We start from the raw sequence: 21,730 nt of genomic DNA, 5'->3' as shown, positions 1-21,730 counted from the left end.
CTCGTTATACAATCTTATGCCCTTTCAGGGCGCAGAGATAGAGGTACATTATTACCCAGGGCGTTGCCCTGGGCTGATAGATGGAAGCCTTTCAGGCTTGCTGCGCTGATGCTTTGCTGCGCTGAATTATCATTTATCCCTCACGAAGACGAAGCGGATGTCTCCGCTTGCTGCTTCATAAACTCCGACGGGCTTATATTAAACTCCTCCTTGAAGTGCTTGGAGAATACCTTCGGCGAGTTATACCCCAACGTATAAGCAATCTCCGCCACCTGCATCTGGCTCTCGGCCAACAGTTGTTGCGCCCGCTTCATGCGGATGGTGCGGATAAACTCGATGGGCTTCTTCCCCGTTATCTTAATCATCTTCTTGTAGAAGTAGCTCCGCGAGATATTCAGACTGCTGGCAAGCTCCTCTACGGAGAATTCCGTCTCGCTGATGTTCTCTTCCACAATCTGGATGGCCTTTTCTACCAGTTGCTGGTCCAGCGGAGTAATTGTAATTCGGCTGGGCTCTATCCGTATCTCCCGGTTGAACAGCTCCTGCCTTTTGGCCGTCATCTCGATAATTTTGTTGATGCGCAGCTTCAGCACGCCCATGTTGAAAGGCTTGGTGATATAATCGTCCGCCCCTACGCTGAGCCCTTCCAACTGATGCTCCTCGCTGGCTTTGGCAGTGAGCAGGATGATGGGGATATGGGAGTAGCGTATGTCGTTCTTGATGGCGGCGCACAGCTCCAGCCCGTCCATTTCGGGCATCATGATGTCGCTCACCACCAGGTCGACGTCCTCCCTTTCAAGCACGCCCAGCGCCTGCTTCCCGTTCATTGCCTTCAACACTTGGTATTGCTTCGAAAGACTCTCCGAAAGGAACTTGATGAAGTCGTAGTTATCATCTACCAGCAAGATGGTGAACGGATGAGGCTCTTCTTCGGCTGCCTGCAGGACGGTTGTTTCTATGTCTTCGGCTTCGTTGCCGTTCTGGTGCAGGGGCATGGTGATGACGAAGACCGAGCCGCAGGGCTGGTTATCCCGCACGCAGATACTGCCCTGGTGCATCTTCACGTACTCTGATACGATGTGCAACCCGATGCCGCTGCCTCCGCTGCTGGACTGGTTCTTGCTGGACTGGTAGAACCGCTGGAACACCTTCTCTTTGGCGGCATCGTCTATGCCGCAACCGGTGTCGGAGAAGATCAGTTGCAGGTTGTTCCCCGTCACTTCTACGTTCAGCGAGATACTTCCCTTGTTGGGGGTGAACTTGAAGGCATTGGACAGTATATTGGTCGTTATCTTGCGTATCTTGTCGTAGTCGAAGTCCATGAAGATGGAGTGCTGCGGAGAAGAGAACGTATAGCTGATGTTCCGCTTCTGCGCAATGGGGTTGAAGGAGTGGAATATCTCGCTCAGGATGATGACGATGTCGTCGTGCCGGTATTTCAGCGTCTCGGCATTGGCATCCAGTTTGCGGAAGTCCAGTAGTTGGTTGATCAGTTCCAGCAGGTAGTCGGCATTCTGCTTTACCATATCGAGTATGCCCTTGCGGTGCTCGGGGTAGTTCTCGAAGAACTCTTCGAGCGGGTTGATGATGAGCGACAGAGGCGTCCTCAGCTCATGACTGATGTTGGCAAAGAATTGCAGCTTCATGTTGCTCACCTTCTGCTGCCGCTCGTTCTCCTGTTCGATGGCTTGCAGGATTTCCTTTTCCTTGTGGCGTATGCGCAGGTAGCGGACGATGAACGAGATGAGGAACAGCACGATGCCGGCGTAGATGGTGTATGCCCACCAGGTGCGCCACCACGGGGGCAGCACGATGATGCGCAGGTTCTTGACGTTAGGGCTCCATATCCCTTGTGAGTTGCATACCTTCACCGACAGGGTATAGTTGCCGGCGGGCAGCATGGACAGGGTGATTTTGTTGTTCTCGGCATAGATCCAGTTGGAGTGGCTCTGGTCTATCTTGTAGGCATACTTTATCTTGTCCGGTTCTACGAGGTCCAGGGCGGAGAAGGAGAGGATGAAGGAGTTGTTCTCTTCGGTGAAGGTCAGCGTCTGGGCGCATTCCGGCGAGTTTCCGCCAAGCATGTCATCGAGGGCTTTGCCGGACTTCAGCTCGATGGAGGTCAGGTAGATGTCGGTATTGTAGTCCGTTGCCAGGATTTCCTGGGGGATGATGGTCTGGTAACCTTTGGGGGTACCTATCAGTATATTGCCGTTGTCCAGCTTGAGGATGGCGTGGACGTTGGTGTCGTTGCATATCAGCCCGTCGCTTACGGAGTAGTTCACGATGGAATAGGCGCCGTTGGCAAACTGTATGCGTGAGATACCGTTGCCGGTGCCTATCCACATCTGCCGGTTGTTGTCTTCGATGATGGCTCTGACCAGGTTGGCGGCGAGGCCGTTCTTCTGGTCGATGAAGTGTAGCGAGTCGGTCTGCGGGTCCCAGATGCTGAGACCGTGCGGATGGCCTATCCAGAGCAGGCCGCGGCTGTCTTTGTACACGGTCAGCATGTTGTTTTCCTTGAAGCGGCTGGTTTCGGAATAGATGTTGTAGGCCTGGGTTTCGGTATCGATGACGATGAGGCCGCCGCTGGTGGCTACGTAGAGCTGGTGGTCATTGTCGTAGTACATGTCGTGCACAAAGAATTCTTCGGGGCGGTAGAGGATGGTGTCGAACTGGCCGGTTTCGGGGTTCAGCCTCTGTAGGTAGCCCCGCATGGTGCCTATCCATACGTAGCCGTGGCGGTCTACTTCTACGGTGTAGACGTTGTTTTCCAGCAGTTGGCTGTTGGCGGTGGTATATTGCCGGATCTGCCCTTTGTAGTAGCAGATAAGTCCTTTCTGATAGGTTCCGATCCAGAGGCGGTCTTTGGCGTCGGTGGATAAGTCGACGACGATGTTGGCGGGGGTTGGTATCATCTCGTAGGCGTCGGTCTTCAGAGACTGGCGTATCAATCCTGTGCCGTCCGTGCCGTAGTAGATGTGTTCGTTGCCGGTATCGCAGCAGAAGGTCAGCACGTCGTCGTATTCCAGGGATTTGTGGCTCAGGATGATTTGCGACAGGGGGCTGTAGTAGGAGATGCCGTGCTTGAAGTTGCCCAGCCATACGATGCCGTCCTTGTCCTGGTAGATGGTGCTCAGGTTGTTGCTGGCGATGGTATGCGGTTTCAGCGGGTTGTGCACGAGGTTGGTGAGCGATTTGTTCAGCGGGTTGTAGATGAACAGTCCGCGGTGGCTGGTGAGTATCCAGATGTTGCCGTCGCGCAGGTCGAGGATGCGCTGTACGCGGTTGTACTGTATGTCCTTGTCGTTGTTCAGGCTGATTTCCTCCCACTCCTGTGCGGTACTGTTACGGTGCAGCAGCAGGCTGCTTTGGATGGTGTATATCCAAAGGCTTCCGCTCCGGTCTACATATATATAGGGCTCTTGGCTGTCGAGAAGGGGTTTGTAGGAGGCGGGAATATCGACTTCCCGGGTTTCGGAAGTCTGCTTGTTGATGCTGTACAGGCTGCCGTTGGCGTACATTATGTAGATGAACTGCGAACCGATGGATATATTGATGATCTTCTCGGCCTGCAGTGAAAAGGCTTTGATGGTGCTGCTGCCGTCGTTGCGGATGTAGAGTTTCGACGAATCGTAGGCCCAGAACTCGCCGGCCTCTGTGACGCCTGCCCGGAGGATGTTCTTGCCGGGTATTCCGTATTGTTCCAGTACCTGCTTGTAGTCGTTGTTGAACCGTCCGGTCTTGTAGTCGCAGATGCTGTAGCCGTTGGCCATTCTTGCCCAGATGTTGCCGTCCGGTCCTTCGAATATATCGCTGATGGCATCGTTCAGCAGTTCCGAGTTGTTGCGGTAGTAGCGCTGGAAGGAATAACCGTCGTATTTGTTGAGTCCCGATTCCGTACCTATCCACAAAAAGCCGCGGCTGTCTCTGAAGATGCTCCGCACGCTGTTGTTCGACAATCCCTCGGTAGTAGAAAGCTGCTTGAACATGACGGCCGGCGGAGACTCGACGGAACTTCCGAAGGCGGCTGCCGTGAAAAGGAGGCAGCATATAAGGATTGAAAGTAGTTGTTTCATGGTATCTTCTTTATTAAGTAGGTGGGCAATGATGTTGTATCTGCAAACTTAGGCATAATCCTTTGAACGGGCAAGCGGGAATCTCGATATTGACCGGTGACGATATTCACCATTTGGGGAAAATGAGTGCTTATTTTGTTTCCTAGCCGTCTAAAAAGCATCGGATGAAACAAAAGCGGCTCTTATAATACTATTTTCCTGCCTCTCTCTTTGGCAAATTGCAGATACATTTGCTGCCAGGAATTTAAATATCTGATATTATGAGAAAAGTATTTTTAGCGATTTCAGTGCTCTTGTCTGTCTGCGGCAGTTCAATGGCACAATCCCGGATAGTTGACGGTACACCGTATCTGCTGAACCAGGCGTTGGATATGAGCACCGACTTCCGCGATTTAAGTAACACGATGTTTTTCACCGACCATCTGGAGTCGTTCGACCTGAAGTCAGGCGAAGGACTGGTGAACTGGAAGCGCGGGCATCTGGTCACCCGCCAGGCCTTCAATACGAACGGCGCGCAACCGGGCAAGTTGAGAATGCTCGATTTCCCTTCGCCCGCCTATGTAAACGACCCCAGTCTGAAGTTTAAGATCGACTTCGTAACCCCTCGCACCGTACGCATCCGCATGCTCACCACTCCGGTAGAGCCGAAGCCCTCTACTTCTGTCATGCTGGCAAAGGAACCGGGCAGAGATACGAACTGGAAAGCTGTTGAAACAGACCGGAGCATTGTCTACACCAGCCCCTACGGAACCATCCAGATCAACAAGAACCCCTGGAGAATCGTCCTGAAAGACAAGAACGGACGCATCATGAGCCAGACCGCCACGCTGAGCGACGCGGACTCTACACAGGTAAAGTACACTCCTTTCAACTTCATCAAGCGTGGAAGCGACAATGCACGCCGCATCAATCCGGTGTTCACGCTGACGGCGGACGAAATGATCTTCGGTTGCGGTGAGTCGGCAACCGGACTGAACAAGGTGGGCCAGAAAGTAAATCTGTTCGTCACCGACCCCCAGGGACCGGAAACAGACCAGATGTACAAACCCATTCCTTTCTTTATGAGTAACAGAGGATATGGTATGTTCATGCACACCTCCGCCCCCGTGACTTGCGACTTCGGCGCCACTTACATCGGACTGAACAAGCTGTTCATGGGTGACGAGAACCTCGACCTCTTCGTCTTCTTCGGCGAACCGAAAGATATCCTGAACGAATACACCGACCTGGTAGGAAAGCCCGGCATGCCGCCGCTCTGGTCTTTCGGTACCTGGATGAGCCGTATCACTTACTTCAGCGAGAAAGAAGGATATGACGTTGCCGCCAATATCCGCAAGAACAAGTACCCCTGTGACGTGATACACTTCGATACGGGCTGGTTCGACGTAGACTGGCAGTGCGACTACAAGTTCTCCGAGAACCGTTTCGATAACCCCGGACAGATGTTAAAGGATTTGCAGTCTCAAGGTTTTCATGTATGTTTGTGGCAATTACCTTATTTCACCCCCAAGAACACCTACTTCAAGGAACTGATAGAGAAGAATATGTATGTGAAGAATGACAATGGAGAATTGCCTTACGAAGATGTTGTACTCGACTTCTCTAATCCGGCTACCGTAAAATGGTATCAGGACAAGCTGGCAGGACTGCTGAATATGGGCGTAAGCGCCATCAAGGTGGACTTCGGTGAGGCTGCCCCGCTGAATGGCATCTATGCTTCGGGCAAGACCGGCTGGTACGAACACAACCTTTATCCGGTTCGCTATGACATGGCGGTATCCGAGATTACCAAGAAGCTGCATGGCGAAAACATCATGTGGGCACGTGCTGCCTGGGCTGGTTCCCAACGCTATCCGCTGCACTGGGGAGGCGATGCTGCAACCACCAATACCGGTATGCTGGGCACGCTTCGCGCAGGTCTGTCGTTCGGTTTGTCCGGTTTCTCCTTCTGGAGCCACGATATGGGCGGTTTCGTGAAGTCTACCCCCGAAGATTTGTATTGCCGCTGGTTGCCTTTCGGCTTCCTGACTTCACATACCCGTGCACACGGTGCGCCTCCCACAGAGCCGTGGCTGTACGACAGCAAGCGTGTGCAGGACATCTTCCGCCGCAGTGCCGAGATGAAGTATCGACTGATGCCATACGTATATGCCCAGGCCAAGGAATGTACCGAGAAAGGTCTGCCGATGCTGAGAGCCCTGTTCGTTGAGTTCCCCGAAGATCCGGGTACATGGAAGGTGGAAGACGAGTATATGTTCGGTTCTCAGATTCTGGTTGCCCCGTTGCTCGAATCGGGCATCACCGGCCGCACGGTCTATTTGCCCCAAGGCAAATGGATTGACTACCAGACATCCAAAGTATACGAAGGTGGATGGCACACCATCGAAGCCGGTAGCCTGCCCATCATCATGCTGGTGCGCGACGGTTCCGTACTGCCCCACCTGAAGCTGGCACAATCTACCGCCGAAATGGACTGGAGCAAGATCAGTCTGAAGGTATACAGTGCCGACAAGCAGCAAGCGGAAGGTATCATCTGTCTGCCGACGGATAACCGCATTCAGCCTGTGAAAGTGGATTGTGGAAAAGGAAAGCCGCAGTTGCTGAACAAGGTCGAAGGCACTACCCTGAGCTTATAAGTAATCCCTCATAAAACTATAATTAATTCACCCCTTGCGGGGGTGGGCAGGGAGTTCCCCGGTTTCTCTCCCGCAAGGACTATTGTTAAACCTAAGTATTTGATATTTATGAAAAATGTGATGAAGTATTTGGGCGTGATGTCAATGTCGTTGGCATTTGCCGGTCCTCTCTTCGCAACAAGCGTGCAGCCCTTTGCAAGCGTTGCCGCCGTACAACAGAGTGTAATCACTGCGAAAGGTCAAGTGGTGGACGAGAAAGGAGAATCCATCATTGGTGCCAATGTCATTGTAGAAGGTACCACCAACGGTATGATTACCGACATGGACGGTAACTTCTCGTTGCAGTGTCCCGTAGGTTCCAACCTGAAGATCAGTTACATCGGCTATCTGCCGAGAACCGTTAAGGTGACTGATACAGGTATTCTGAAGATCGTCCTGAAAGAAGATTCCGAAACGCTGGACGAAGTGGTAGTAGTAGGTTACGGTACGATGAAGAAGTCCGACCTGACCGGTTCCGTGGCTTCTGTCAATGCCGACGAAATGATGAAGCGCAACCCGGTGAACCTGGGACAGGGCTTGCAGGGAGCTGCTGCCGGTGTATCTGTTATCAGAAGCTCCGGTGACCCGGAAGGTGGTTTCTCGATCCGTATCCGCGGTATCGCCACCGTAAACGGTTCGGCCGACCCGCTGTATGTAGTGGACGGTGTGCAGGTAGGTTCCTCCATCGACTTCCTTAATCCGAATGATGTAGAATCCATCGAAATCTTGAAAGATGCCTCTGCAACAGCCATCTACGGTACACGTGGTGCCAATGGTGTAATCATGATTACGACCAAGAACGCCAATAAGGGCAAGGCTGTACTGAACTTCTCCGCCAATTTCGGTCTCCAGTTCAACGCCAATAAGATAGATGTGGCTGATGCCAACTTGTTTGCACAGGGAGTACGTACGGCCGTGAAGAACGACAATACTGCCATGACCAACCTGGCCTACGGCGAAGAGTACATCGGTAAGCTGAATAACATCGACTGGCAGGATGAAATGTCCCGCACGGCTCTGCAACAGAACTACAACATGTCTGTATCCGGCGGTAGCGACGCTACCCAGGCAAGCTTGTCAATAGGATACCTGAATAACGAGGGTATCATCATCAACTCGAAGTTCGACCGCTTGACGGCACGTGCCAACATCACGCACAAAGTGAAGGACTTTATCCACGTAGGATTGAACGTTGCCTACTCGCATTCCCAGAAGAACGGCGGCGGTAACCTGAGACGTTATGCCACCGCAATCCCTACCATGGACTATGTGGAAGACGGCAAGTTCTACTCCATGCCGATTGTGCTTCCCGACGGAACTTGGGGACACTATAAGAAAGAAGGTAACGGTGACGTGAACAAGGGAGCCGATAACCTGGTGGCAGCTGCAAAGACAGCCAACGACATGAATTACTGGAACCGCCTGGTGACAAGTGCCTTCTTGCAACTGGACTTGTACAAGGGATTGACCTTCAAGACAATTGCCAACTATAACTTCTTTGCAAGAGACTATAACAACTACTCTGCATACAATGGCCGTACTTTCGGTACCCAGGACAGAAAGGACTCTTTCTCCATGCAAGAGAACCAATACAACGACTTGGGACTGGAAACGTTCCTGAACTATGATTGGTCCAACGCTCACCACCGCGTCAGTGCAATGGCAGGTTTCTCTATCAGCGACTCTTTCAGCTCATGGATCAACACCAGTGCCAGCGACTTCCCCGATGACAACATCCGCCGCATATCACTGACCAACGATCCCTCTACCCGTGAGACAGACGGCGGACTGGGAATGAAGACCCGCTACCTGTCTTACTTCGGACGTCTGACTTACTCGTTGAACGACCGCTACATCGTGACTGCAACCGTTCGCCGCGACGGTTCTTCCAACTTCGGTTCGGGCAATCGTTACGGTACGTTCCCGTCGGCTTCTGTGGCATGGCGTGCATCGGAAGAAGATTTCATCAAGAACTTGAATATCTTTAGCAACCTGAAAGTACGTGCAGGTTGGGGACAGACGGGTAATGCCGGTAATCCTACCAACTTGTCCGTAAACCAGCTTTCTTCAGCTCATGCCATGTATTATTTCTATCAGGGAAACCAGGTAGTGAATGCTCCGGGCGTGGCACAACAAAAAGAAATCGATACCAACCTGAAGTGGGAAACGAACGAGCAGACCAATATCGGTCTTGACTTCGCTTTCATGAACAACGAACTGTCGTTCTCGGCAGACTACTTTATCCGCGATGCCAAGAACCTGTTGCTCTATCGCCAGGTCCGTCCTTCTACCGGTTTCATCAATGTATATACCAATGCCGGACATATCCGTAACTCAGGTTTCGAGTTTACCGCTGCCTGGAACAAGAGTCTGGGCCGCGACTGGAATGTAGGTGTCAAGCTCAATGGTTCTACCTTGAAGAATGAAGCCATCGAAGTGGGTGATCCTATCTTCGCAAAATCAAGCTCTACTCAGGACGGTGACAAGTGGGATAACCACTCTATTACAAAGAACGGTGATCCGGTAGGTGCTTATTATGGTTATAAGGTTGCCGGTATCTTCCAGAACCAGGCGGAGATTGATGCTTTGGACAGCAAGTCCCCAACCGGAATGTATCAGGAAGAAACCACTCAGCCGGGTGACTACAAGTTTGTAGACCTTAACGGTGACGGCCAGATTACAGATGCCGACCGTACGGTCATCGGCAACGGATATCCTAAGTTTACTTACGGTCTGAACCTGTCTGCTTCTTACAAGAACTTCGATTTCTCCATGAACATGTACGGTGTGGCAGGTGTGGACATCCTTTCTTACTCTTCGGCCCGCCTGACTTCTATCTATGCTCCCGATGGAGGTTATCAGAATGTATTGGCAGAGTACCTTAACAATGCCTGGTCTACGGACAATCCGAATGCCAAATATGCCCGTATCTCGAAGACCGACTACAACCGCAACATGCGTGTATCGGATGCCTACGTTCATAAAGGTGATTATCTGAAGATATCTAACATCCAGGTAGGCTATACCTTCCCGAAGCACATCCTGAAACCGGCGAAGATGGAGAATGCACGTGTCTTTGTCAGCGTTGACAATGTATGTACGATCTCTCCTTACAATAAGTACGGTGATCCGGAAATCGGTGATACCAACGTGTTGTTCTCCGGTTTTGACGGTGGACGCTATCCGTTCCCGATGTCTGTAACCTTCGGTCTGAGTATGCAATTCTAATACTAACTGATTAAAAATACGATTATGAAGAAATATATCTATCTATTGTTGACCGGTGCTTTTACCTTGGGCACCACAACATCTTGCGATGATTATCTGGAAGTAGATCAGTACGAGATACTTTCGCCCGACTATATGTTCAAAACGGAGGCCAATATCCTCACCGGATTGAATGGTATTTACGATACGTTCTATACTGACCAGGAGACCGGCTTGGGTGATGACCAGGTGTGGGGTTTCAAGCCGCATGTCTTTGCAGCAAACCATCCCACGATGGACTGCCAGGCTTCCGGTTGGGATGCAGAGTGGCAACGCCATGCCTGGAAGCCTGATAAAGAATCGTTGGAATCGGCCTGGCGTATGAGCTATCGTGCCATTGACCGTGCCAACCGCTTCCTGAAAGGTTTGGAAACTGCGGATATGTCTGTCTTTGCCGAGAGCAAGTCCAAAGATATCTACGAAGCCGAGGCCCGTGCCATCCGTGCTTACAACTATCTGTATCTGACGAAGCTGTACGGAAGAGTGCCTATGCTGCTTCCGGGCGAAACTTATTCTTCCAGTCCCGGCAAGCCGCGTCCCGAAACGTTGGACGAGACTTATTCGGTTATTGAAGAGGATTTGGCTTACAGCAGGGACATTCTGGGCTGGGAACCGTTGAACGGACAGTACGGCCGTGTTACGAAAGGTTTCTGCAAGGCTTATCTCGCCGAACTCTACATGATAAAGAAAGACTATACTTCTGCCAAGAGAGAGTTGAAGAGTATTATAGAAGAAGGGCCGTACGCACTGGAACCTTGCTACGGTAATCTGCATAACCTCGATACACACTGGACGAAAGAGTCTATCTTCGAAATCATGTATCATGAGCAAAGCTACATGGGTTGGGGCGCCAATGCTTCTTCCGATGCGATGATCTGGTACGGCTTTATGTGTGCGGCTCCCGAATGGGGAGGTTGGGGTTCTATGTGTCTTTCCTGGGAATTGGCAAAATCCTTTGAACCGGGTGACAAAAGACGTCAGTATTCTATCGTTGCCAGAGGAGATACAAACCCGTTCACCGGTCAGACGGTGGGTGTGACTCCCAGTTTCGACGGGCTGTTCCAGGGCTCTGAGAATATGCCTACCGTTTACTCTTTGAAGTATTGGAGATGCAAGCCGGGTGATAACAACCAGGTTTACAATCCTATTTCTTTGACGTTGAAGCGCCTTGCAGGTGTAATGCTGGACTATGCGGAATGCTGTTTTGAAACGGGTGACGAAGATACCGCCTGGGAAATGATCCGCCAAGTGCGTAACCGTGCCTGGGGTAACCTGGAGCCGGGAACTACTGTAGCCTACTTCCCTGCAGGATGGTTGAACACCGAAACTGTAGAAGTGCCCGATGCCAAGACTTACTATACCCAGTATAAGGCCAAGAAGGGTTATACTTCCGAATTATGGAAAGTAGCCGTGATGATGGAGAGACGTTATGAACTCAATGCTGAGTTCTCACTCTATCACGACCTCTGCCGTATGGGCATGTGTGACGAATGGTTCAAGTGCGAGTACCCCAAGACTGCCGCCAACTCTTCACCGGAAGAGTGCTTGCAGACGGGCGACTCTTTCAGATACTTTGAACATCAGGCATATCAGGAACTCTTCCCGATACCTACCAGTGAAATTCTGACTAACCCGGAAATCAGTCAGGCAGACCAGAACCCGGGCTATTAATGATAATGAGACTATCTCCATTCTCCTCCTAAGAGGAGGGGAATGAGAGATACTCTGTATATCACCGTTATTATATTTATATGGTTTATGAAGAAAGTTATTTATCTGTTTGCCTTATTTATCGGCTTGAACTTGTACGGATGTAAATCCGAACAAGTAAATTTGTCCTCGACATTGCGTTCTGAGGTTGTGGCTGACATCAAGAATGACGTCTTGCCGTTCTGGATGAACTATGCAGTTGCAGCCGACGGCGGTTTTTATGGTTCGGTATTGCGGGACGGTACTCCTGTGGAGGATGCCCCGCGCGGTGGAGTCTTGAATGCCCGCATCCTGTGGAGCTTCTCGGCAGCCTACCGTACCTTCAAGGATGATGCCTACCTGAAACTGGCCGACCAGTCGCAGCGCTATTTCATAGATACATTCATCGACAAGGTGAATGGCGGAGTATATTGGTTGGTCAACCCCAACGGCGAGGTGCTGAACGCCTCGAAATATACCTATGCCATGACCTATGCCATCTATGGACTGGCCGAACACTATCTGGCAACGGGTAATGACGAAAGTCTTCAGACCGCAATCAGCCTGTACCGTACCCTGGAAGAGAAAGGGCGCGATCCGCAGAATGACGGCTATGTAGAGTCGTTCACCGAAGACTGGAAGCTGCTGGATATGTACGACAACAACGCTCCCAAGACCATGAATGCCCATTTGCATGTATTGGAAGCCTACGCCCTCCTGTACCAATGCTGGCAGGACAGCGGACTGAAACAACGGCTCAAATTCTGCGTAGACTTGTTTATGAACCGCATCTACGACCCGCAACGGAAGCACTTCAAGCTGTTCTTCGATAACGAGTGGAACAGTCTGGTAGAAATGGACTCCTACGGGCACGATGTGGAAACGGGATGGTTGCTGTGCGACGCTGCCCACGTATTGGGCGATCAGGTTTTGATTGACAAAGCAGACCAAATAGCGCTGGACGTAACCAAGACCTGCCTGGCCGAAGGCATGAGCGAGAAAGGATATATGACTTACGAGAAGAAAGGCGGCAAGGCAAGCAAGCACTGTTCCTGGTGGGGACAGATAGAAACAATGATTGCCTGCATCAACGCCTGGCAAATCAGTGGGGATGAATCCTATCTGCATGCTGCCGACACGGTCTGGACGTTTGTAAAGCAGAACATGATAGACACCGAGTACGGTGAATGGTATAGCGACTGCTTTGACGGAAAGCCCGGCAAGGATGCTCCCAAGGTGAGCATGTGGCGTTGCCCTTATCATACGGTACGCTTAGGAGTAGAAATGTATAATCGTTTAAAATAGTATTTATGAAGAAATTAATGATGTGTGCAGCATCACTGATGCTTTGTTCCGCTTTGGGAGCCCAGAATTTCAAGATCAATTCTGCCGGCTACTTCGAAGACCACGGGGCCAATGTGATGGTGTTCAGTGACGTTTATCCCGAAGGCCACCAGGGCGGTGTAACCCTGGTCTTGAACGGAGACCGCAGGGCTGCCGGCGGTGATGTGCGTTTTGAGATATCGCAGGGACAGTGGCAGGGATTGCCTAAAGTGAGAAGCCGCGTGGTGGACGAGGCAAACAACGAAATCCGCGTGACACTGAGCTATCCCGACTCTACCAAGCACATGACGGGATTCAATCCGATGATTTACCCCGATTTTGTATTCAACTATACCGTCAAGGTGAAAGGCGAGAAAGACTATCTGGTGCTGACCGTCGACCTTGACCAGCCGGTGCCCGAACGCTTTGCTGACAAGCTGGGTTTCAACCTGGAACTGGTTCCCTCCACTCTCCTGGGCAAGCCCTGGATTATGGACAATCAGACGGGAGTCTTCCCGCATCAGGCCATGGGACCTACCATGAAGCAGGTTTCCAATATGGAGCATATCGGAGACTTCAATCCCGCAGGCAAGGCCGATCTGGACCAGTTGCTGCTGGATAGAAAGACCTACAACCCGATGATTGCCGACGATATCGTGTCTGCTCCTCTTGCCGCCGGAAAGAAGTTCGTGCTCAATCCGCAGGACGATCTGGCCAAGATTACGATCGAAAGTGAGAAGGGCGACCTGAAACTGTATGATGGCCGCATCAACCACAATAACGGTTGGTTTATACTCCGTTCGGAGTTTGCCGCAGGAACAAAAGGCGGTGCCGTGAAGTGGATTATCCGTCCTACGGTCAGCAAGGAGTGGCGGTATGCACCGGTGGTGCAGACTTCGCAGGTGGGCTACCATCCGGCACAGAAGAAGTTTGCCGTTATCGAACTGGATAAGCGCGACAAGAATTTCAAGCAACCCGCCCTCTACCGCATTGCTGCCGACGGTCGTAAACTGGTGAAGCAGCAGGCTGCCCAGGAATGGGGCGACTTCTTGCGTTATCACTATTTGCAGTTCGACTTTAGCGACGTAAGGGAAGACGGCCTCTATCAGGTGATGTACGGTGATGTGGCTTCTCCGGTGTTCCGCATTGCGGGCGACGTTTGGGATAAGGGCATCTGGCAGGCGGAGATCGAATACTTCCTGCCGATACAGATGTGCCACATGCGCGTGAACGACAAGTATCGTGTATGGCATGACTTCTGCCACCACGATGATGCACGCATGGCCAAGACGGACATCAATCATATCGACGGTTACGAACAGGGTCCCTCTACGCTGTGCAAGTATCAGCCGGGCGACATCGTTCCGGGCTTGAACATCGGCGGATGGCACGATGCGGGCGACTATGACCTGCGCGTGGAGTCGCAAGCCGGTGAAGCTTATATCCTCGCTATGGCTGTGGAGAACTTCGGAGCTTATTGGGACGAAACTTCCATCGACTTTGATAAGCAGATTGTAGAGATACACCAGCCGGACGGCAAGAACGACTTCCTGCAGCAGGTGGAAAACGGCGCATTGACCGTAGTGGCAGGTTGGAAGGCCCTGGGACGTCTGTACCGCGGCATTCTTTGTCCCACCGTACGCCAGTATGCCCACCTGGGCGATGCATCGGCGCATACCGACCACGTGAGTGGAACGGACGATGACCGCTGGGTATTCACGGAAGATAATCCGGGACGCGAGTTGCAGGTAGCTGCGTGGTTGGCAGGCATATCACGCGTACTGAAAGGCCACAACGATGCGTTGGCAGCAGACTGCCTTGAGATAGCCCGCGAGCTGTTCAAGACCACCCGTACCGACAACAACTGGGTGATGACTGCCAAGATACATGCAGGCGTAGAACTCTACCTTGCCACGAAAGAGCCGCAATACCGCGACTTCGTCCTGAAGCAGCAAGATTATATCTGCAAGAATATCCGTCAGACGGGATGGTTCATCGGCCGCTTTGACAAGGCTGTGGGAAATGCCCGTTTCAGTAAGGCTGTCCGTGTCGCATTGCCCGCCTTGCAGGCCATGTATGCGGAGTATAGCGCGAAGACTCCGTACGGAGTGCCTCACGACAGGGGGAATACCTCTTCCGGTTCCTGGGAACCGCAGCACCTGGGCTATAACTATTGCTACCTGAATGCGGCTTACCCCGACTTGTTTGCCCCTGATTATATCTTCAACTGTATGCAGTACCTGCTGGGTATGCACCCGGGACGCAACCAGGCAGCATTCGTAACCGGTGTAGGTGCCGAGACGATGAAGGCTGCCTACGGTACGAACCGTGCTGACTGGTCGTACATTCCGGGTGGAGTATCTCCGGGCACCAACTTGATTCGCCCCGACCTGCCCGAACTGCTCAACTTCCCCTTCTTATGGCAAGAGGGTGAGTACTGCCTGGGCGGACATGCTACCTGGTTTATGTATATGGTATTGGCATCCAAGCAGATACTGAATGATAATAAGTAAGGTAAGTGAGAGAATAGGTTAATAGATTGTTTTTGATTGTGAGTTGTTGGGAGAACTGAGCATTGAGGGATTATTTCCTAATGCTTATGTTCTCCCAATATTCTATGTGGCAATGTGCCATGACCCAGGAGTTCTATCGGGCATTGGAAGTTACGTTCCAGCCACTCGCCGCTGATGCCCGTGTCGGGGTGGTAGTCCAGGGTTTCGTTGACGCAGGCGATGGACTTAACTTGTTGCAGCACGGTGCCGATGTCGTGGCTGACGAGGATGATGGCGCAGTCGCGGTTGATTTCGTCCAGCAGCTGGTAGAGGCGGGCTTCGAAACGCTTGTCGATGTAGGTACTGGGTTCGTCGAGAATCACGACTTCGGGGTCGGAGATGATGGCGCGTCCCAACAGTGCGCGTTGCAGTTGGCCACCGCTCAGGGCGCCGATGGCACGTTGCTCCATGCCTTCCAGGCCCATGCGGGCGATTACATTGCGGGCTTTCTCGCGATGCGCGGCGGTGAAGCGGGAAGCGAGGGGCTTCTTGCTGCTGAGGCCCGACAGAATGACCTCTTCGACGGTGATAGGGAACTTGCGGTCGATGCTGTTGTATTGCGGCAGATAGCCCATGGTGAGCCGGATGTCAGTGTTTGGCGCTTCTGCGGAGTTCGCCGCGCGACAGGCACGATATTGTATCTCTCCCGCAGTAGGTTTCAGCAGGCCGAGGATGCATTTTATCAGCGTGGTCTTTCCTCCGCCGTTGGGGCCGATGATACCGAGGAAGTCACGGTCGTAAACGGTCAGGTTCACGTCGCGTAGTACCGTACGGCCGTCGTATCCGGCGCTGAGGTTCTTGATTTCGATAATCGGGTTTGGCATTGCTTCTTTATTTAGAGATTGTATATTTATTGTTTGGATGAGAGATAAATGGGAATTTGCGGAGTATCTTAAATTCCTCCGCCTGAAAGGGGAGGTGCCCGTAGGGCGGAGGGGTTTCACATCCGAAGGGACTTGCACAAAGTTGCTTTCTATTTATGTAAGACCCCTCCGCCCGCAAGCGGGCACCTCCCCTTTCAGGCGGAGGAGTTTGAGATACACTTGTTATCGCACGACGCTAAATTATCATTTACTTTCCTTCAACGCCCGCGCCGTCTTCAGCATCTCCGCCTCCCAATCATAAGAGAGCGGATTGATGTCGACCACCCTTGTCCCCGTCTGTTTCGCAATGATCTCCGCGTTGCGGCGGTCGAATTCCGGTTGCACGAAGATGACGTGTACTTTCTCGTCCCGGCATGTGTTTATCAGTTCGCGCAGATGGGTAGGAGAGGGTTCCTTGCCACCGGCTTCAATCGGAATCTGATGCAGGCCATAGTCGCGGGCAAAGTAAGAAAGCGCCGGATGGTAAATCATGAAAGCACGGTCGGCTCTGGGCGTGGCAAGCTCCTGGCGGATGAGGCTGTCTGTATGCTCTATCTGACGGCAGAGGGCTTTGTAGCGCTCGATGTATACCTCTTCATTTCCTTTGTCGATGGTACAAAGGGCATTCATAATGTTTCCGGCAATGATTTCGGCATTGGCGGTCGAATTCCAGATATGCGGCTCCACGCCAATCTCCTCGTGCTGATGCTCTCCTTCGACATGCCCTTCTTCTCCGTGGTGATGATGCACATGGCTGTCATCAAAGATGAGATCCACGTCTTGAGACATATCGAAGAATTGCAGATGGGGTGCATTGTCCGTCAGCTTGTCCATCCACGTCTGCTCGAAGCCGATGTAGCCGATGCGGAAATAGGCCTTGCTCCGGGCGAGGTCTACAAGTTGCTGCGGCGTGGGGTCGTAAGTCTCCGGGCTGGAACCTTTGGGAACCATGCTGGTGACGGTGAACCGGTCGCCCGCAATGGCCTCGGTGAAATAGCGCAACGGCTCTATGGTGACGGTGATGACGGGCTTGCCGTCCTCCGTTTTGCTCCGTCGTCCTCCTTGCTTGCAAGAGAGGACCAGCAGGGCTATAAGAATCAGTAAATAACTCTTTTTCATTCTTTCGTTCTTAATCTATAATATATACAATATACATAATGCGAATCAGTAGTTAAATGATAATTTAGGGGCGTAGCGCCCCGGCAAGGTTTCCCTTCGGATTACNTGAGCATCGGCGGAGTGCTGACTACCTACTGTGCCAAAGGAGTGGTGCGCCGCATACTGCAAGCCGTAGGTTTCAGGGTAGAACGGCTCCCCGGCCCTCCGGGAGGAAAACGGGAGATACTGAGGGCGAGGAAAGAATGAAAAATAAAGGTTTCCATTCGGATTACTTGCGCAGCAAGCCTGAAGGGCTTTCAGCTACTTAGTGCAGCAAAGCCTGAAAGGCTTTTATCTATTAGCCCAGGGCAACGCCCTGGGTAATAATGCGCTCCTATCTCTGCGCCCTGAAAGGGCAAAAGCCCGTTCGTTATACAATCTTATGCCCTTTCAGGGCGTAAGATGAGGGGCGTTCTTAAACCCAGGGCGTTGCCCTGGGCTAATAGATAAAAGCCTTTCAGGCTTTGCTGCACTAAGTAGCTGAAAGCCCTTCAGGCTTGCTGCGCAAGTAATCCGAATGGAAACCTTTATTTTTCATTCTTTCCTCGCCCTCAGTATCTCCCGTTTTCCTCCCGGAGGGCCGGGGAGCCGTTCTACCCTGAAACCTACGGCTTGCAGTATGCGGCGCACCACTCCTTTGGCACAGTAGGTAGTCAGCACTCCGCCGATGCTCATTGCAGCGTGGAGAGTCCGGAAAATATCTTCCTCCCACATCCCCGGTTGCTTCTCGGGTGCAAAGGCATCGAAATAGACAACGTCGAACGGAGATTTATTAATCATTAACAAGCGGCTGCTGTCTATTGTTTGTACATCTGCCTGCACTTTTTGCAACGTGAAGTAAGGAGTGAGGGCAACATCCTCCATCCACGGTGCCCGGTGCAATGCCTGGAACAGCGGATGATCGCTGTAGTGCAGCGCATCCACCTCTCGCCATGCCAGCGGATAAAGCTCGATACCGGTATAATGGACATGCCGATGCTCCGCCTCGGCTGTTTCCAGCGTAAGCAGCGCATTCAGTCCCGTGCCGAAGCCTATTTCGAGAACATGCGGTGCCGGGGCAGTGCTTGCCTTCAACCCCATGTCGATGAAGATATGTTGCGACTCCGTACGTGCCCCTTTCACCGAATGATAATGCTCATTCAGTTCCGGCACAAACAGTGTTGCGCTTCCGTCTTCGGTTGTCTCTATTATACGTTTCATTTACAGTTGTTTATATCTCGTTTGTTGAACACTGGTCTTTGTCTTCTCAGACACTGGCCTCTGTCACGACAGACACTGGTGTCTGTCGGCTCAAACACTGGCGTCTGTCAGGACAGACACAAGTGTCTGTCAACTCCTTACGAGCCAATCATCGAAATCGCCCCTTGCATGGCCAGCACTATCACGATGTATCGTATCAGCTTTCCTGCGAACATCGACGTCACCGTCAACCACACGTTGCTGCGCATGAAGCCCAGCGCAATGGAGATAACACTGCCGATGATGGGCAGAAAGGCGAAGAAAGCCATCAGTGCACCCTTGCCCTGGAGGAAGCGTTGCATCTTGTCTATCTTTTCCTTCTTTACATTGAAATATTTCTCTATCCAGTCCACGCGGCCCAGGTGACCCATGTAGTAGCATGTCATGCCACCCATCACATTGCCCACCGTGGCGGCCATCACACAGCCTGCCGGGTTCAACCCCAACTGTATCAACCCTACCAGCACCAGTTCGGAGCTGAACGGGATGACGCTGCCGGCCAGCAACGCGGAGACAAACATGCCCCAATATCCCCAGTCTATCAAGAGATGTATGAGTGTATCTACAAAAGCGTCCATATATTGAATCCAAATAAAATGAATAGTCCGGCCAGTGCACAGATGAAGAAGATGTTGGAACTGCGGCTGCTGGTCAGTACGAACAGGTGTCCTGCCAGAATGCTGGTGCCGATAAGCAGCAGTGATAGCAGATGAACACCCAACGCCGGTTGCAGTATCAGGTAGATGAAGATGCAGAAGTTCAGCAGTATGAGGAAGTGCAGATAGCTCCGTGTGCGTATCTTATCTTCATAACCCGCCACCAGGCAGTGCACCGAACTGACGATGAACAGAACAAACAGATATCCCAGGGTAGCCAGTTCCCACGGCTGGAAGTCGAACCGGATAGGTGTGAACGTCACCAATTCCCGGAAGGGTTGGTAGAACAGTTCCATCTCCCCGTAGAAGAAGGCGTGTCCCAGCAAGAACCAGTAAGGCACACTCCAACCCACCAGTGAGGCAAAGAAGCTCTTGGGGTGGAGCGACTGGAAGTTGTAGGCTCCTATCCAGAAGATGGGAACGAACAGCATGAGTTGCGGGAAGAGAAGGCTGCCCAGTCCGATGAATACAAAGGCATGGAAAATGTTGCCCGTGGGGCGTGCCTGCTGATAACTCTTGAAGAGAAAGAACAGAGCGATAAGGAACGCGGCAGCTGCCACGTCTCCCGCATACAGTATGTGTATGCTGGGGCATACTGCTATCAGCAGGAAGTAGACGGACGTCTGCACCGATGCGCGCATGCGGATGATGGCGAACGTATTGTTCAGCTGTATCAGGAAGTAACCGATGATGCTGTACAGGACGAAACTGCAAATACGGTCGGCCCAGCCGGGGATGCAGAAACTACAGAATGTCTCCCACAGCGGGTAACTGCTCTTTTGTGTTTCTATATCGGGTAGCAAGACGGCCGTCAGCAACCAGCAGGCCGCTGATATCAAGATGGCAGAGGGCAGCGTGAAGCGGCCCGTGGTTATCCGGTTCTGAAATCTCTTTGTTCTCAACTTGTTTATTTACCATTTACGATGTACAATGTACATTCATTTAGAGGTCAAACCCAATGTCTCTTCGGAAGTACTTCTTCTCGAAGCTGATCATATCGGCTACTTTGTAGCTCTTGGCGAGGGCTTCTTCCTTCGTCTCTCCGTAGGAGCAGACGGCGATGACGCGTCCGCCGTTGGTCACTATCTCTCCGTCCTTCAGGGCGGTGCCGGCGTGGAAGAGGATGCTGTCCGTCCGGGCTGCCTGCTCGAAGCCGGTCATTACCTTGCCTTTTTCGTAAGCCTCGGGATATCCGCCGCTCACCAGCATGACGCAGGCGGCTGTACGCGGGTCGAGCTCCAGCGTGCATTGGTCGAGGTTGCCTTGGGCCACGCCTTCCAGCAGTTCCACCAGGTCGCTCTTGATACGCAGCATGACGCTTTCGGTTTCGGGGTCGCCCATGCGGACGTTGTATTCGATGACCATCGGCTCGCCTTTTACGCAGATCAGTCCGAGGAAGATGAAGCCCTGGTAGGTAATCTCTTCTTCGAGCAGTCCGTTGACGGTGGGTTCGATGATGCGGGTACGTACTTTCTCCATAAACACTTCGTCGGCAAAAGGTACGGGGGTGACGCTGCCCATACCGCCGGTGTTGAGGCCTTTGTCGCCTTCGCCGATGCGCTTGTAGTCTTTGGCTACGGGGAGGACTTTGTAGTGGTGTCCGTCCGTCAGCACGAATACGGAGCACTCGATGCCGCTGAGGAATTCTTCAATGACCACCGTGGCGCTGGCATCGCCAAACATACCGCCGAGCATTTCTTTCAACTCCTTTTGAGCTTCTTCCAGAGTAGGAAGAATCAGTACGCCTTTGCCGGCACACAGACCGTCGGCTTTCAGCACGTAGGGAGCTTCCAGTGTTTCGAGGAAAGCCAGTCCTTCGTCCAGGTTTTGTGCCGTGACGCTCCGGTAGCGGGCGGTGGGGATGCCGTGGCGTTGCATGAATTCTTTGGCAAACTCCTTGCTGCCTTCCAGCGTAGCGCCTTTGGCCGAGGGGCCGATGATGGCGATGTGGCGGGTGGCGTCGTCTCCCTTGAAGTAGTCGAAGATGCCTTCTACCAGCGGGTCTTCGGGGCCTACTACAATCATATCTATCTTCTGTTCAAGGGCAAACGCTTTGATAGCGGGGAAGTCGGTGGCTTTCATGTTCACATTCTCGCCTGCCGCGCCTGTTCCGGCGTTACCGGGGGCGATGTACAACTTCTCTACTTTCGGGCTTTGGGCTATCTTCCATGCCAAAGCGTGCTCGCGGCCTCCTGAGCCTAATAATAATACTTTCATGGGTTCATTTAC

12 protein-coding genes and 1 pseudogene are annotated in these 21,730 nt (G+C 52.3%); 6 read left to right on the top strand and 7 right to left on the bottom strand.

Features of this window, described 5'->3' with window-relative positions; genetic code table 11:
* Positions 1-140: 140 nt before the first annotated feature.
* Positions 141-4,079, bottom strand: coding sequence for a hybrid sensor histidine kinase/response regulator transcription factor (locus tag AAE250_RS08975; RefSeq protein WP_294602719.1), 3,939 nt, complete (start codon positions 4,077-4,079; stop codon positions 141-143).
* A gap of 260 nt (positions 4,080-4,339) precedes the next feature.
* Between AAE250_RS08975 and AAE250_RS08970 the strand changes: the two genes are divergently transcribed.
* The 5 genes from AAE250_RS08970 to AAE250_RS08950 all read left to right on the top strand — a co-directional run bounded on the left by AAE250_RS08970 (position 4,340) and on the right by AAE250_RS08950 (position 15,546).
* Positions 4,340-6,715, top strand: coding sequence for a glycoside hydrolase family 31 protein (locus tag AAE250_RS08970; protein WP_294602716.1), 2,376 nt, complete (start codon positions 4,340-4,342; stop codon positions 6,713-6,715).
* Positions 6,716-6,823: 108 nt separating this feature from the next.
* The gene (locus AAE250_RS08965) at positions 6,824-9,982 is read left to right on the top strand and encodes a SusC/RagA family TonB-linked outer membrane protein (RefSeq protein ID WP_294602713.1); all 3,159 of its coding nucleotides are present in this window, start codon (positions 6,824-6,826) and stop codon (positions 9,980-9,982) included.
* A 24-nt stretch (positions 9,983-10,006) separates the two neighbouring features.
* Positions 10,007-11,692, top strand: a complete 1,686-nt coding sequence (locus tag AAE250_RS08960) for a RagB/SusD family nutrient uptake outer membrane protein (protein ID WP_294602711.1) — start codon at positions 10,007-10,009, stop codon at positions 11,690-11,692.
* A gap of 87 nt (positions 11,693-11,779) precedes the next feature.
* On the top strand, positions 11,780-13,015 hold the full coding sequence (locus tag AAE250_RS08955) for an AGE family epimerase/isomerase (protein ID WP_294602708.1): 1,236 nt from the start codon (positions 11,780-11,782) through the stop codon (positions 13,013-13,015).
* A gap of 5 nt (positions 13,016-13,020) precedes the next feature.
* Complete coding sequence (locus AAE250_RS08950) at positions 13,021-15,546, top strand: glycoside hydrolase family 9 protein (protein WP_294602707.1); 2,526 nt, start codon at positions 13,021-13,023, stop codon at positions 15,544-15,546.
* A gap of 77 nt (positions 15,547-15,623) precedes the next feature.
* Here AAE250_RS08950 and AAE250_RS08945 read toward each other — a convergent pair whose 3' ends face one another.
* Together AAE250_RS08945 and AAE250_RS08940 are read right to left on the bottom strand one after the other, a co-directional pair.
* Positions 15,624-16,409: a metal ABC transporter ATP-binding protein gene (locus AAE250_RS08945; protein ID WP_294602705.1), complete on the bottom strand. Its 786-nt coding sequence runs from the start codon at positions 16,407-16,409 to the stop codon at positions 15,624-15,626.
* 243 nt (positions 16,410-16,652) lie between these two features.
* A complete protein-coding gene (locus AAE250_RS08940; RefSeq protein ID WP_342288868.1) occupies positions 16,653-17,567 on the bottom strand; it encodes a metal ABC transporter solute-binding protein, Zn/Mn family in 915 nt (304 codons plus the stop codon).
* Positions 17,568-17,681: 114 nt separating this feature from the next.
* Here AAE250_RS08940 and AAE250_RS08935 point away from each other — a divergent pair.
* Positions 17,682-17,813 (top strand): annotated as a pseudogene (locus AAE250_RS08935) (MnmC family methyltransferase); the annotation flags it as partial.
* A gap of 327 nt (positions 17,814-18,140) precedes the next feature.
* Here the strand turns inward: AAE250_RS08935 and mnmD are convergent.
* The 4 genes from mnmD to purD form a co-directional block, all read right to left on the bottom strand.
* Positions 18,141-18,806, bottom strand: a complete 666-nt coding sequence (gene mnmD / locus AAE250_RS08930; RefSeq protein ID WP_294596545.1) for a tRNA (5-methylaminomethyl-2-thiouridine)(34)-methyltransferase MnmD — start codon at positions 18,804-18,806, stop codon at positions 18,141-18,143.
* A 137-nt stretch (positions 18,807-18,943) separates the two neighbouring features.
* A complete protein-coding gene (locus AAE250_RS08925) occupies positions 18,944-19,423 on the bottom strand; it encodes a YqaA family protein (protein ID WP_294596540.1) in 480 nt (159 codons plus the stop codon).
* Entirely contained in the window at positions 19,408-20,403 is a 996-nt protein-coding gene (locus tag AAE250_RS08920) for a hypothetical protein (RefSeq protein WP_294596538.1), read from the bottom strand. The genes AAE250_RS08925 and AAE250_RS08920 overlap by 16 nt, the downstream gene beginning before the upstream one ends.
* 40 nt (positions 20,404-20,443) lie before the next feature.
* On the bottom strand, positions 20,444-21,718 hold the full coding sequence (purD, locus tag AAE250_RS08915) for a phosphoribosylamine--glycine ligase (RefSeq protein ID WP_294596535.1): 1,275 nt from the start codon (positions 21,716-21,718) through the stop codon (positions 20,444-20,446).
* Positions 21,719-21,730: the final 12 nt, after the last annotated feature.

Source organism: Bacteroides sp. GD17 (genome assembly GCF_038448625.1).
Lineage (GTDB): Bacteria > Bacteroidota > Bacteroidia > Bacteroidales > Bacteroidaceae > Bacteroides.
Note: the sequence above shows the minus strand (reverse complement) of the source record. Positions and strands in the feature narration are given on the sequence as shown.